Source organism: Sporolactobacillus pectinivorans (assembly GCF_002802965.1).
GTDB lineage: Bacteria > Bacillota > Bacilli > Bacillales > Sporolactobacillaceae > Sporolactobacillus > Sporolactobacillus pectinivorans.
Window position 1 is genome coordinate 1,565,125 of sequence record NZ_NXGA01000001.1, and the last position, 13,723, is coordinate 1,578,847.

Annotated in this window: 18 protein-coding genes; 15 read left to right on the plus strand and 3 right to left on the minus strand. The window is 45.8% G+C overall.

Annotated elements, in window-relative coordinates:
• Positions 1-107: 107 nt before the first annotated feature.
• The 4 genes from COP04_RS07525 to yunB all read left to right on the plus strand — a co-directional run bounded on the left by COP04_RS07525 (position 108) and on the right by yunB (position 3,078).
• On the plus strand, positions 108-287 hold the full coding sequence (locus tag COP04_RS07525) for a hypothetical protein (RefSeq protein ID WP_100487406.1): 180 nt from the start codon (positions 108-110) through the stop codon (positions 285-287).
• A 129-nt stretch (positions 288-416) separates the two neighbouring features.
• A complete protein-coding gene (locus COP04_RS07530; protein WP_100487407.1) occupies positions 417-1,793 on the plus strand; it encodes a bifunctional metallophosphatase/5'-nucleotidase in 1,377 nt (458 codons plus the stop codon).
• A 73-nt stretch (positions 1,794-1,866) separates the two neighbouring features.
• On the plus strand, positions 1,867-2,166 hold the full coding sequence (locus tag COP04_RS07535) for a YunC family protein (RefSeq protein ID WP_100487408.1): 300 nt from the start codon (positions 1,867-1,869) through the stop codon (positions 2,164-2,166).
• Positions 2,167-2,250: 84 nt separating this feature from the next.
• The gene (gene yunB / locus COP04_RS07540) at positions 2,251-3,078 is read left to right on the plus strand and encodes a sporulation protein YunB (protein ID WP_100487409.1); all 828 of its coding nucleotides are present in this window, start codon (positions 2,251-2,253) and stop codon (positions 3,076-3,078) included.
• Positions 3,079-3,096: 18 nt separating this feature from the next.
• Here yunB and COP04_RS07545 read toward each other — a convergent pair whose 3' ends face one another.
• Positions 3,097-4,080, minus strand: a complete 984-nt coding sequence (locus tag COP04_RS07545; RefSeq protein WP_100489583.1) for a M23 family metallopeptidase — start codon at positions 4,078-4,080, stop codon at positions 3,097-3,099.
• Between the two features lie 210 nt (positions 4,081-4,290).
• Between COP04_RS07545 and COP04_RS07550 the strand changes: the two genes are divergently transcribed.
• The 4 genes from COP04_RS07550 to COP04_RS07565 all read left to right on the plus strand — a co-directional run bounded on the left by COP04_RS07550 (position 4,291) and on the right by COP04_RS07565 (position 7,498).
• Complete coding sequence (locus tag COP04_RS07550) at positions 4,291-4,581, plus strand: YutD family protein (protein WP_100487410.1); 291 nt, start codon at positions 4,291-4,293, stop codon at positions 4,579-4,581.
• A gap of 440 nt (positions 4,582-5,021) precedes the next feature.
• On the plus strand, positions 5,022-5,471 hold the full coding sequence (gene hepT, locus COP04_RS07555) for a type VII toxin-antitoxin system HepT family RNase toxin (RefSeq protein WP_100487411.1): 450 nt from the start codon (positions 5,022-5,024) through the stop codon (positions 5,469-5,471).
• Between the two features lie 27 nt (positions 5,472-5,498).
• On the plus strand, positions 5,499-6,266 hold the full coding sequence (locus COP04_RS07560; RefSeq protein WP_100487412.1) for a TIGR01457 family HAD-type hydrolase: 768 nt from the start codon (positions 5,499-5,501) through the stop codon (positions 6,264-6,266).
• 263 nt (positions 6,267-6,529) lie between these two features.
• Positions 6,530-7,498, plus strand: a complete 969-nt coding sequence (locus tag COP04_RS07565; protein ID WP_100487413.1) for a protein kinase family protein — start codon at positions 6,530-6,532, stop codon at positions 7,496-7,498.
• Between the two features lie 159 nt (positions 7,499-7,657).
• Here the strand turns inward: COP04_RS07565 and COP04_RS07570 are convergent, their stop codons facing one another.
• Complete coding sequence (locus COP04_RS07570) at positions 7,658-7,879, minus strand: NifU family protein (protein ID WP_100487414.1); 222 nt, start codon at positions 7,877-7,879, stop codon at positions 7,658-7,660.
• A 153-nt stretch (positions 7,880-8,032) separates the two neighbouring features.
• Between COP04_RS07570 and COP04_RS07575 the strand changes: the two genes are divergently transcribed.
• The 6 genes from COP04_RS07575 (at position 8,033) to COP04_RS07600 (ending at position 12,736) form a co-directional block, all read left to right on the plus strand.
• A complete protein-coding gene (locus COP04_RS07575) occupies positions 8,033-8,359 on the plus strand; it encodes a DUF1462 family protein (protein WP_100487415.1) in 327 nt (108 codons plus the stop codon).
• A gap of 107 nt (positions 8,360-8,466) precedes the next feature.
• Positions 8,467-8,697 (plus strand): hypothetical protein, encoded by a 231-nt coding sequence (locus COP04_RS07580; protein WP_100487416.1) that lies wholly within the window; start codon positions 8,467-8,469, stop codon positions 8,695-8,697.
• A 19-nt stretch (positions 8,698-8,716) separates the two neighbouring features.
• Positions 8,717-9,604 carry a diaminopimelate epimerase gene (dapF, locus tag COP04_RS07585; RefSeq protein ID WP_193437401.1) on the plus strand — a complete coding sequence of 296 codons (888 nt, stop codon included), beginning with the start codon at positions 8,717-8,719 and terminating at the stop codon, positions 9,602-9,604.
• 63 nt (positions 9,605-9,667) lie between these two features.
• Positions 9,668-10,033, plus strand: coding sequence for a HesB/IscA family protein (locus COP04_RS07590; RefSeq protein WP_100487417.1), 366 nt, complete (start codon positions 9,668-9,670; stop codon positions 10,031-10,033).
• Between the two features lie 377 nt (positions 10,034-10,410).
• Entirely contained in the window at positions 10,411-11,085 is a 675-nt protein-coding gene (locus COP04_RS07595; RefSeq protein ID WP_100487418.1) for a type II toxin-antitoxin system HicB family antitoxin, read from the plus strand.
• Positions 11,086-11,518: 433 nt separating this feature from the next.
• Entirely contained in the window at positions 11,519-12,736 is a 1,218-nt protein-coding gene (locus COP04_RS07600) for an NAD(P)/FAD-dependent oxidoreductase (protein ID WP_100487419.1), read from the plus strand.
• Between the two features lie 142 nt (positions 12,737-12,878).
• Here the strand turns inward: COP04_RS07600 and COP04_RS07605 are convergent, their stop codons facing one another.
• A complete protein-coding gene (locus COP04_RS07605) occupies positions 12,879-13,238 on the minus strand; it encodes a helix-turn-helix domain-containing protein (RefSeq protein ID WP_100489585.1) in 360 nt (119 codons plus the stop codon).
• Positions 13,239-13,446: 208 nt separating this feature from the next.
• On the opposite strand from COP04_RS07605, the gene COP04_RS07610 reads away from it, so the two are divergent.
• On the plus strand, positions 13,447-13,668 hold the full coding sequence (locus COP04_RS07610) for a helix-turn-helix domain-containing protein (protein ID WP_100487420.1): 222 nt from the start codon (positions 13,447-13,449) through the stop codon (positions 13,666-13,668).
• Positions 13,669-13,723 lie beyond the last annotated feature (55 nt).

The following is a 13,723-nucleotide window of genomic DNA, read 5'->3' on the forward strand; positions in this document are numbered from 1 at the left end:
CTTGTCCGAATCCAAACAAACAACGAAACAGTATAAAATTCAGGACCATTAAAAGTGTATGATAAGTTCAGGAAGAAGCATTTTATCCGTCAACAGATCCGAAACTCTTGGTTGAATCTTTAAAAAAAGTAGCGCGGCTTGAACACAACGTATTAAAAGTGTATGGCGGGCATAATGAGTTGGGGCTTGGACCAACAATACTGCATGAAGCGGGAGAGGCCGCTGATTATCTGATCAATGATGATCTCGTCAAGTTTGGTACCGGTTTGCATTGCTTCCATAACTGAGCGTGTAGTTTTTTAGTCAAAAGCTTACTGAAGAGATTTACCTTGTTGACAGAACAGTCATGATAAGCAGTACAATATAAAATGGACACGAAAGCGTTTTGTTCTTTGAATTTTTTAGGAGGGTTAAGCTTGATCTCACTCCATTTTCTACATACAAATGACATGCACAGCCACTTTGACAACTGGGGGAGCTTAGTCAGTTATCTTAACCGTGAGCGGCAGCAACTGCGTGAAGAGGGAGACCCTTATCTGACACTTGATCTCGGTGATCACATGGATCGTTATAATCCGATGACCGAGGGCCTGCTTGGCGAGGGGAATGTCCGGCTGCTGAATGATGCGAATTATGATTTTGTGACCATCGGAAATAACGAGGGCATTACATTTACAAAAGACATATTAAATGCCGTGTACCAAAAAAGAAAGTTTGAAGTGATTCTTGCCAATCTTTATGATCTGACCGGCGAACGCCCGCCATGGTGTAAGCCTTATGCCGTTTGCGATATGCGCGGAGTCAAAGTTGGGCTGATTGGCCTGACAGCAGCCTTCCCAAAGTTTTATCACCTGCTCGGCTGGGACATACATGATCCTTTTTCTGAACTGAGACCTTTGGTGGCACAGCTTAGACAGGAGACTGACCTGATCGTTCTGATGTCGCATGTCGGTCTTCCGTTTGATGAGCGTGTTGCGGAAGAGATTGATGGAATCGACGTGATTATCGGGTCCCATACCCACCATGTTCTGGAAGAGGGGTTGATGATTGATTCAACACTGATTGCCCAGGCAGGAAAATATGGCCGCTATGCCGGCCATGTTGTCGTGGAATACGACGAAGAGGCGCATCAAGTGGTTCATAAGGGCGCGGATCTCGTGACATTAAGGGAGCAGCCTGATCAGGAAGCGCAGCGCGAAGTCCAGCAATTGACCGCTGAGGGCATTGAGAATATGCAGCAGAAAATAGCCTGGCTTGACCATCCGGTTCAGGTCAACTGGTACAAAGAAACTGCTCTGCCCTTGATTCTGGCAGATGCTTTAAGAAAGTGGTGCCACGCGGATATCGGATTGGTCAATGCAGGCGTGATCATTGAAGGTCTGCCGGCAGGGGCGGTTACCCGATATGACGTGCATCACATCTGTCCCCATCCCATTAATCCGTGCAAGGTTGAGATAACTGGAAAAGAAATTGTCGAGATCATTAATATCGGCCTGAAAAAGCAATTCCAGACCTATGAACTCAAAGGCTTTGGCTTTCGCGGCAAAGTGCTGGGCAAACTAGTCTTCAGCCATCTGACGTATGAAACCCATTTGAGGAACGGCATCTTGGAAGCCAGTGATGTCCGCGTTCAGGGCGTACCGCTCTTGATTGATAAACGATACAGTATCGGCACGATTGACGTTTTTACACTTGGCACCTTTCTGCCGCCGATTGTCCGGGCAAAGCAGCAGTTCTATCTGCCCGAAATGTTGCGCGACTTGCTTGCCTGGCGATTGAAAGAATTGAATTGACTGTCAATTAAAAAAGGGATTTGTCACCACTTGCCACGCCGCCCATAAGATATGGGAAAAGGAGGCGGCAGAATTGATTCAATTGGAACCGATTGAGATTGACGGTCATTTTTTTAGAGGGATTTCGGTTAAACTGCCCAAGACGACACTGCTGACCATTTCAAATGAAAAAGGGTATATTATGTGCGGAGCGCTAGATGTAGGACTGCTTAACGACCAGCTGTCCGACCGCAAAATCATTGCCGGTAAAGCAGTCGGTGTGCGGACACTCGAAGAATTGTTAAATGCGCCTCTCACTGAAGTAACTTTTGAAGCGGAGAATCTGGGCATTTATACGGGAATGCCTGGCCGCGAGGCACTTCTGAAAATGTAAACTGTACCATATTTCAAAACTCCGGTGAAAAAGACTTTTATCCCCCCTTTCATCAGCATATAGATGATGTGAAGGGGGTTTGTCATGTTTAAGCCCAGCAGACGATACAGAAGGAGAACGATGCCGGCTAAAAGGGTGTTTTTTCTCTCGCTTATTCTGTTTATCCTTTTTACATCCGGCGGAATATGGTTGGTCAATGAACAAATGAAACCCGCTCTGATGAGTATTGCAGTGACTCAGGCCGAACAGCTGGGTAACTACGCGATCAATTACGGAATCGGAGAAAATGTCCTGTCTAATGTTACGGATGCGAACGATCCGAATCAGCAGCCGGGGATTGATACCGGGAAGCTGATCGTAACGCATCGTACAGCGCAGAATACAGTGAGCGATTATGACCTGGATCCTGCCGAGGTTAACCGAATAAAAGGCATCATTTCAAACCGTATCCTGTGGTTCCTCAGGGCGGCTGAAAAAGGAAATATATCGATGACCAACGGGCCTGGCGCCGATCTCGTCTATCAGAATAGCAATCAAAATAATGGCATTGTTGCCGATATTCCGCTCGGACAGATTTTAAATAACGCGCTGCTCAGTAATTACGGACCAAGAGTGCCTGTCCATATGGATGTAGTCAGCAATGTCCAGTCGGATATTCGCTGGAGCTACAAAAACATCGGCATCAATAATATTATTTTTATGGTTTATCTGGATGTACGGGTTACCGTTGATGTCATCGTCCCGTTTGCGATCCAGACGAAAACGATTGCTCAGCAAATTCCGATCGGCTCAAAAGTGCTGCCTCAAAGTGTGCCGTATTTCTATAGCTCGAATGGCGGTAGTATAACACCTTCCATTCCTGTTAATCCTCCCAACACCGGAGGTAAAAGTCCGTCAAGTTCTGGCCAATGACTCAATGGGGAAGAGGTTTCACTTCTTCTTTTGCTTTTCCTGTCTCTCCCATACGCGGAGCAAGGGATAGGGATCAATCGAATATTCGGTGATTCCGTTATCGTGATAGAATCCATAATGAAGATGCGGGGGAAATTTACCCATAGTTCCCTTCGGACCATATCCCGAACTGCCGACATAGCCGATCGTCTGTCCGGGTTCTGTCACCATTCCTTGATGGATACCTTTTGCGTAGCCATTCAGATGGGCAAAATAATGATAATTGCCCTGAAGATCTCGGAGCCCGATCCGCCATCCGCCGTATTTATTCCAGCCGATCATCTCTATGATACCGTAGGCTGTTGCGTGTACCGGTGTACCGTAGTCCGCGAAAAGATCGGTTCCTTCATGGATGCGCAGTCCGCCCCAGCCGCGTCTTGCGCCCCATGTTGATTCATAATCGTAGTTGGCTTTCAGGGGCAGCGGAAAATCATGGCCTGTAAGGGCGACGGTATTGAATTTTTCAAAAACACGGGCAAAGTCTTCAATCAGCTCGACGGCTTTTCCCCTGTGAAAATAGTTCCAGATAGCGATTCTGTTGTTCTGTTCCCCCGGTCCGTACGCAGCAATCTGATCGGCGAATGAGAGGATCCGGTCTTCCGGATCTCCGGGATTGGCTTCACCGTCACCGTTTCCGTCTTTTCCCGCTCCGCCGAAAAAGGCGATGGAGACCGGATCTCTGTCATGAATATTCTGGTTGAAAATGCCGACCCAATCTCTATCGGTATCATTCAGGCTGATGGCGGCACTATCTGGTGCAGTTCCGGTGATATTGCGCGCATACTGGTCACACCCGGCAAGAATTGTCCATGGGACACCGGTAAGTGCGGCGGTTTTCAGATACAGAGCTTTACGGTATTTTGCCGGATCACCTGGGGCCTTTACGTTTGCCGAGACCGTGTTTGTCCATAAGATCAGGACGGTGACAAGGCATAAGATGTGTTTTGAAAAGTTGTTCTTCATGAACTCATCCCCTTCTGCAATTACAAAAATAGGATTCATTACCAATGGATGAAATTCAACCAATTTTTCGAATGTCTCCATGATCTGTTATAATGTTGTTAAATAAAGAGATCCGTCGGTACCTGAAAATGTGAACCAGGACGGCCGGACATTCTGTTTCTGCCCGTATGCAGCGGCAGTTCGGAAATCCAGAAAGAGGGGAAAGTTCCGTTGGTTGATACTACGGTTTCCATCGATCATCACCGGTATGAACTTATTGAGGAGGTGCGTAATGGCTGGAATGAAGAAGCCTTCATCAAAAGATACAGCGACATCCTCGATAAATTTGATTATATCGTCGGAGATTGGGGCTACGACCAGCTCCGCCTTCGCGGCTTTTATGATGATGACAATCAAAAATCGACCTTTGATACTAAAATCAGCACCCTGGTGGATTACCTGATTGAGTATTGCGGTTTTGGCTGTGCCTATTTTGTTTTGAAAAAAATGGCTGGAAAATAAGAATGATTCTGCGGATTTCAGGGGTACTGTGATTCCGCTGAGTGATAACGATCCACTCCAGCCTGATTGTTCATTGTACCTAGGCCGTTTGTTTCACCGCTTAGCACGTAGTCTGTGCAAAAAACGTGAATTAATGAATCTGATCCTGCCGGCAGCGTTTTTCTGCAGGGCTTTGTACAGGAATCGATAAAGAAAACTTGGCAAAGCCAAGCCTCTGGTGCAGGCAAAGCCTTAGTTGTGACGTCCATGGATGGCGCCTAATGCCGAACATGCCACGGGACGTACTTCCGCAGGATGCGGTGACTTCGACGTTGTGCACAGGACGTGCACGTTCTTAGTCGAAGATCCCTTAGTTGAAGATCCGATGGCTATTCGGCCGCTTATACTATAATCCGATAAAATTTTATACTTTCTTATAGTATAAAAAAGAGGGGACCGGCATGTACTTTGTGGATCGCAGCAATATTAAAAAAATACTGGATTATCTCGGGCGGCTGCTTGAAATTTTTGATCGGGAAAACTGGAATACATCAGTGGCTGAGCTTGCGCTTGAACGTATAGCCCAGAACCTGATTGAGTCAATCATTGATGTGGGCAATCAGATGATTGACGGATTCATCATGCGGGATCCCGGCGGGTATGAAGACGTCATTGACATTCTGGAAGACGAATCAGTGCTGCCGCATGAAGAGGCATCGTCAATCAGGCAAGTGGTCGGCCTGCGCAAAATGCTTGTTCAGGATTATACGGCCATTGACCACGGCCTGCTGATCACGGTCATCGAAAAAAATGCGGCTGCTCTGAAACAATTTTCAGCGCGGGTTACAGCATATTTAGAACAGGAACTGGGTCCTGTATCAGCTTTCACACCAGAACGGAAAAAAGAATAACAGCGTAGAGAAACTGGAGGTTCATGAATGGGAAAGACTTATGACGCTTTTTTGCTGGATTTAGATGGAACGGTTTACCGCGGCAAGGAAAGGATCCCTGAAGCAGTAGATTTTGTTAAAACATTAAAAGAAAAAGGGCTTCGTTATCTGTTTGTGACTAATAATTCAACACGGACTAAAGAGGCGGTAGCGGAACAGCTAAGCGGCTTCGGCATCCCCTGCACAGCGAATGATGTCCTGACAACGAGTATAGCGACAGCCAGTTACATAAAATCACAAAAGGAAAATGCCTCTGTGTACTATATCGGTGAAGACGGTTTAAAACAGGCGATGGAGCTTGAAAATCTAAGATATGAGGAGAATCATCCGGATTATGTCGCTTTCGGCATGGACAGGCAGATCACCTACGAAAAGTATGCAAAAGCATGCCTGGCGGTTCGCGCCGGTGCCAAATTTGTCTCGACTAATCCGGATGTGGCGCTGCCTAATGAACGGGGTCTGATGCCGGGGAACGGCTCTCTGACGTCAGTTATCAGTGTGTCAACCGGTGTTGCACCGGTGTTCATCGGGAAACCTGAACCGATCATCATTGAACTGGCTCTGAAAAAAATCGGTACGTCCAAGGAACGGACGCTGATGATTGGGGATAATTACGATACAGATATTATGGCCGGTATTCGTTCCGGTCTCGATTCGCTGATTGTTCTAACAGGTGTCACCTCAGAACAGGCATTGAAGATGAAATCGGTGCAGCCGACCTATGCCCTTCATTCCTTGAGTGAGTGGCAGTTTTAAATTAAAATAGTATCCTTTAGCGGCTGAACCATTGTTTATTCGGAAATTACACTGAACCAGTTCAAGGGACACTGAAATTGATGAAAGACGCTCCGAATCGAAAAAAAGACTACAAAAAGGAAACCTCATTAGAAAAAAACACCACAATCCGACGAGCTGTACCGTTCCTGAAAAAAGGAACGGTATTTGTTTTTCGCTGAAAAATAGCCTGCGCCCCATTCCTTTTGCATAGACTAGTGAGAAAACGATATGGGGGCATCTGTATGTCAGGGCAGGCCAATCTGCAGGCACTGGTCGATCAGAATTATCTTTTGGATGTGACGGAAACAGGATCGCTTCGGCTTTTTTTTCAGCCTGCCGATCATTTCTACCATCGGAATTTTGAGGCACTGGCACAGGCGGCAGAGTATCTGAGCCAAAATACGACACTGCCTTATTACCGGATGGTTCGGACCAAGAAAGGGGGGTATACCCTTGACGTGAACGGGACACCGTCCGTATTGATGGTTTTTCCCGGCGAACGTCAAATAACTGATGATCATCTTGGGGCAATGCTGGCAGAGTTTCATATCAGCTCACAGGGGGCAGATATCCGCAATTTCCCAGAATCCCCTCTTAATAGCCGGATAGATGGGCTTTCCAGCCGCATGGATGCACTCGGAGCAAAACATCGGGAAATTCTGAAGAAAAAAGAACCGACAACATTTGAAAGAGGATTTCTCGGCAATTTTCTTTATTTTTCAGGATGTGCAGAAAACGCGATCCAGTATCTGGTCGATACCTCGCTCGATTTTCCAAATCCGGAACCGATGGCGCTCAGCCATTACCGTTTTTCCGGGGTAGATTCCCTGATTCCGGAAAATCCGGCACTGTGGGTCGCTGATGATCGCTCACGGGATCTTGCGGAATGGCTGCGGCTTCTGGCATGGAACGGAGAGGCTCCCGCTCAAAATACTGCCGCAGAAGCTTTTCTGGACGACTATGAGAACCGCTTTCCATTAAGTAGGCAGACGGCCGCCAATCTCTTTGGAAAGCTGCTGTTTCCGCTTCCCTATGTTGAATGTTGTGAGCGGTATTTTTTCAGCCAGGGGCGTGAAGACCGTCATTTACTGAATGACGTGATGCTTCTTAACGAGGACAGGGCCGAGCGTCAGGAACGCATGCTTTATTTTTTGTCGCGCCGCTATTCAGCGATTAAAGTGCCGGAATGGCTGGCCCGGACCTCAGCCTGAGAAGATACAGAAAACCGCCCGATTTATTATTCGGGCGGTTTGAATTATTTGCGGCAAATTCATCTCGGTATCAAAAAACCGAGTTTTCTCAGTTGGCGGCCTTTATAAAAACGAACGGATACCCTGCAGCTTTTGTCCTGCTTCTCATTTTGGACAAAATTAAAAAACCTGCTCCAGTTCCTTGACTCCGGGAATATTATCTATTAGGGCCCGCTCAATGCCGGCTTTTAAAGTAAGTGTCGAGCTTGGGCAGTTTTCACAGGCCCCAAGCAGGCGAACGCGGACGATGCCATCCTCGACGTCAAGCAATTCAACATCTCCGCCGTCACGCAATAGAAAAGGACGAAGCTTTTCAAGCACTTCTTCAACCTGATTGTACATCGGAAACACTCCTTCCTCATTGCTTATAACTGTCATTATATCGTGTTTCTGCCTGAAAATCTAATATTTGTGCTAGAACGGGAACATACACTGTGACGGCTATGCTGTTCATGTTATATTAATAAATATAACAAGCCATCGGAGGCGAGCCCTTTGGATCTTACAGTTTATGGAGCTGAGGCTGTATGTGCCAGCTGCGCCCAGGCGCCCCCGTCAAAGGCAACGGCTGAATGGCTGGAAGCGGCGCTGGTACGCAAATTTGGCAAACCGCTACCTGTGCGGTATGTTGATATTTTTCAGCCTGAAACGGAAAAAGACCGCTATTTCTGTGAAAAAATCAAATCTGATGACTATTTTTTTCCGCTTCTTGTTTCCGGGAGCGAAGTACTGGGAGAGGGATTTATTTCGCTAAAGCCGGTCCTGCTTTTCCTGGAAAAAAACGGTCTGACAGTGAGCGAATCAGGAAGCGGAGAACAATGATCGTGCAGCGCGGATAAAATATGCGGGTGTCGCTGCATGACGAATGGACGTGTCCGTGCTACAATAGATCATCAAAAGCGGTCATCCGTCAGAAAGAAGGGAATGCCATGCTTGATTTTCACCACAGCTGGCCCTATGAACGTGTGATGAATGATATTTATTTTGAAGAATGCCCGTTCTGCCATGCGTCGCCTGTTTTGATACCGATAAAGAAAAAAGCTGTTGATGAGGCATTCGAGGGCATTAAAACGCATATCGTGATGCCCTGCTGCCATGAAAAAATTGTGGTCGAGAGCATGGACAGTGATTATATATGGGCTTCAGCAGCCCTCAGATGATGCAACCGGAGAGTGACGAATGTTGGGAAGAGCTTACCCGTTTACAAAAATGCATGGCCTTGGAAATTGTTATATCTATCTGGACGGCATAACGAACGACTTCGATATTCCTTCTTATGCCGAACTCGCACAGCAGGTCTCTGATCCATACAAGGGGATCGGGTCTGATGGGCTGATTATGATTCTGCCGTCAGAAAGAGCCGATGTGCAAATGAGAATATTCAACAAAGACGGCTCCGAGGCGAAAAACTGCGGGAACGGCCTGCGCTGCGTGGCAAAATATGCTTACGAGCACCGGCTGGTCGATTCCCGCCGATTTATGATTGAAACCTTATCAGGAAATAAAGAGGCCGAAATTCATCTGCACGACGGGGCAGTTGACGAAGTGACCATCGATATGGGGGAACCGATTCTCAGCCGCGGCAGCATTCCGGTTGCCGGAGGGGATCCGGGCAGCGTGGTGATCCGTGAACCGCTGGAAATCGACGGTACGGTTTACTCGTTTACGGCTGTATCTATGGGCAATCCGCATGCTCTGTTTTTTGTAGATGATGTGGCGACTGCTCCCATTCATCAATTAGGATCGCTGCTCGCCGACACCTATCCGCTTTTTCCAAACGGCGTGAATGTTGGTTTCGCCCATCCGCTGTCCGATCACGAGGCGGATTACCGCGTATGGGAACGTGGTTCAGGCATCACACAAGCTTGCGGCACGGGTGCCTGTGCTTCAGTTGTCGCGTCAATCCTTGAGTCGCGCATTAAGAAAGACTGCCCGGTGACTGTTCATCTTGCAGGCGGCGACCTGATCATCGAGTGGCTTTCGGCGTCCAATCACGTGATGATGACCGGCGGTGCTGAGACAATCTGCCAGGGGACGTATTATTTCAGAGAAAAAAACGGTCAGTAAATGGATTGTGATTAATGTCACATCACGCTATAATAAGCTTAAAATGTAAAGGAGATGAGCAGGATGAACATTACCTTGACTGAAGCGGCAAATTTTCGAGTGAAAGAAATGATCAGTGAGGAACCGGGTGAGGATTTATTCCTTCGTGTCGGTGTCGGCGGTGGCGGATGCTCCGGGCTGACCTACGGCATGGGTTTTGATGATAAAATCATCGAAGGCGACCAGGCCTTCGAAAATAACGGCCTGAAAGTAGTTGTTGACAAAAATAGTGCTCCTCTGCTGGATGGTGTGACTATCGATTTCAAACAGAATTTGCAGGGCGGCGGGTTCATGATCGACAATCCGAACGCGATCTCAACGTGCGGCTGCGGACATTCGTTTAAGACAGCGGAGAATGAAGGCGAGCCTGCGAAACAGTGCGACTGTTAATCAGAAAATAAGCTTGCAAGAAATTGCAGGAAAAAAATACGATTTTTCCCAATGACCGATTCGGTTAAGTTCGGATAATAATCGATCATGGTAAAAGCATCTTTCGGTGATGAATCACTAAGAGATGCTTTTTTAATCCTGTAAAACCCCATGAACCTTATCGTCCATTATCCAAGAATATCGCTTTTCATGCGTCATTTCACCTGTATCCAAAATATTTCGCTTTTCGTAAAAATAAGGGGATTTCAAATCACTGCTGATGGTCATAAATTAATCTTGGTATCCTTTCCGCAATCATTGCACAGACTATTACACGTATAAAAATAAATACTTTACACGTATTTGATACGTGTTATAATAAATGAGAGGTGATTAATATGAGCAAAGATCAATATGTTTATCCGGCGGTATTCACCCGTGGCAATGATGAAGTAGCCATTGAGTTTCCTGATCTGCCCGGCTGCGAATCCTCAGCCCCGTCTCTTGAAGAAGGATTTGCGAACGCCAGAGAAGCTCTGGCTCAGCATCTTTACAGGATGGAAGAAAACGGGGATGAAATTCCTGAACCATCGGAAGTTACAGCACTTCAGACAGATGAAACTCAGTTTGTAACGGTTATTGAAGCATGGATGCCTCCGTTCCGGAAAAAAATGGAGAGCCAGGCCGTTAAAAAAACACTGACAATTCCCAAGTGGCTGGATGATGCGGCTAAAACAGCCGGACTGAATTATTCACGAATTCTTCAGGATGCGCTGAAGGAAGAACTCAATATTGATGAAAAGGACAATTCTTTCTCAATGCAGGAAAGGCTGAACAAACAATTGAACAAGGTCAAGAAGAGCCTCAGGGATTTGTCGCGGATCAGGGTTCACGTGAATATGGTCGACGATGAGGATCTCTCAAATCCCATTATTGAAGAAATCAACGCTGCTAAAGAAGATATCCAGGGAATGGCTGAGAAGATTAAGGATGTCTATTCATCCGAAGAATTATCACGGCTTTCCAAGAAACTTGATCATTTGGCAGATAAAATTTCACAAAAACTGCGTTAAGATAATACTTTAGAAAAATATCTCTAAAAAAGACTCAAGGCGACCAACTGTCTGGCTGCGCGCTCTGAGTCTTTTTTCGAATGAGAAATTTATCCTGAAAATTGTCAAGGATATTTTTTTGCAAAAAAAGGAGATAAAAAGGGAAATTTATTTATTGTCGGCCGTAAAAGTCATTAATTCATACATAATCATCACTTTAATGCCCATTTCTTGTGATACAGTTTTTCCATATTTGTTATTCTTGAATTGTTAACAAAAAAGACATATTATAAATTGTGGAGACCTTTTTATCTGTATTTTTTATTTTGAAAAATAATTTTTAACAATAGAGTTTGTTCAAAAAGGGGTGAAGTGACGAAGAGATTCGCCGCATATCATTCAGTGACTTTCCGAACGCTCTCTAATAATATTAAGATAAAGGTGGCTGTGAAAAATGAGCAAGCCTAAAATTCTAATCATCGGCGCGGGATATGGCGGCATGATAACAGCAGTACGGTTAACTAAGGAACTGGGAGTAGAAGATGCGGATATTACGCTTGTAAATAAGCACAATTACCACTACCAGACAACATGGTTGCATGAAGCTGCTGCGGGGACCATCCATCATGACCGGACGCGAATGCTGATCAAAAACGTGATCAATACAAAGCGTGTGAACTTTGTCCAGGATTCAGTCAGATCTATTGATAAGGAAAATAAAAAAGTAATTCTGAAAAATGGAGCACTCGATTACGATTATTTAGTAATCGGTCTGGGCTTCGAATCGAATACGTTTGGTATTAAAGGTTTAGAAGAAAATGCATTCGCCATCCGAAGTGTCAATACGGCAAGAAGGATTCGCGAACATATCGAGTATAAATTCGCGAGTTTTAACAATGATCCGGATGCCAAAGACAGTGATCTGACAATCGTTGTCGGCGGTGCCGGGCTGAGCGGTATTGAATTCCTTGGTGAGCTTGTGGACCGTATCCCGGATCTTTGCAAAGAATATGATATCGATCCGGAAAAGGTGAAGATTATCGATGTCGAAGGGCTGCCGCTCATATTGCCGCCATTTGAACGAGACTTAGCAGAATATGCCCAAAAATATCTGGAAAGTAAAGGCGTTGCGTTCAAGCTTGGAACATTCATTAAGGAAGCAACCCATGACGGCGTTCTGGTACAGAAAAAGGATGCTGAGGAAATGGAAGAAATCAAAGCTGGTACAGTCGTCTGGACAGGCGGCGTTAAAGCCAGCCATATTCCTGCTGATTCCGGTTTTGAAACAAACCGCGGCAAAATTCAGGTTAACAAAGATCTGCGCGCCCCAGATGACGACCATGTTTTCGCGGTTGGCGATGTTGCCGTTTTCTTCCCAAAAGAAGGCGAACGCCCTTATCCCCCGACCGCACAGATCGCGGTCCAGGAGGGCGATCTGGTTGCTAAGAACCTCAGACATCTGATCAAGGGTGAAGAAACCGAGCCGTTTGTTTACAAAGAAAGAGGGACGGTCGCGTCGCTTGGAGAGAAGCAGGCGATCGGCGTTGTTTTTGACAAGAAGCTGAAGGGTATGCCTGCGGCTGCAATGAAGAAAGTGATCGACGACCGGTACCTGCTGGAACTGGGCGGAGTCGGACTTTTGCTGAAAAAAGGAAAACTGAATTTGCTGTGATCTGGTGCTGGTCTGAATAAATGGATAAATTTAAAAAGGGATTCGAAGCCCATCGATGCTTCGAATCCCTTTTTAAGTTCGGCTTAAACATCTGAAAACATTAATGGTTTCGTTAAAAATTGGAATGATAAGGAAAGAAACACTACTCTTTCCGAATTATAGTCCAAATTTTCATCAGCTGGTTTGTTTCATCCGGATGCATGGTCAGGTCCTGGACAAAAGAAAACAAATCTGGCACCTGTCTGATCTGATCCATGAGTTGAGTTTCTTCTTTACTGAAATAGGAAGACGGGGTTTCCTGAACAGCCGGAATACGGCCGAGAAGATAGTCAGTCGAGACATTGAGATAGTCAGCAATCTGGACGAGCATTTCGGGATCAGGTTTACGTGCGCCGGATTCGTAGCGGTTCAGCTGGACGTTCGAGATATTCAGTTGATCAGCCATTTCCACTTGCGACAAGTTCTTCTCATCGCGAAGGAAACGTATTCTGTGACCGAGCATGTTTCCCACGAAGGTTGATCCTCCCGTCCGGCATTTTTGGTGATTCAGAAGAAATGATAAAGTTCCAAACAAATGAAATTTTATCACGATACCTTTTATCAACCGTTTTATTTGCCAAATGGGAAATTAAAAGATGAAAAATCATGCCAAATATGTTATTATCTGAGCATAAATTACCGTAATGGTAATCAAGAGGAGCCGGATTGCGATGCTGACAGTAGATCTAAAAAAAATGAAAAAGTTGCGGAAAAAGCAAATGTCACTGGAACAAATGTCCTCAAAATTAGGGTACGGCAGTCCTAACGGTTATTACTATCTGGAAACGGGACACAGCAAGATTTCAGCTGAAATGCTCGCAAAGGTTGCGATGATCTTAAAGGTGCCAATCACAGATTTTTTTGTGGATGACAGAAATTCACAGGACGATTGAAACAATGTTCCGCAGAATAAAATAAACTTTTCCTGAGAAATGCGCCGCCATTGCT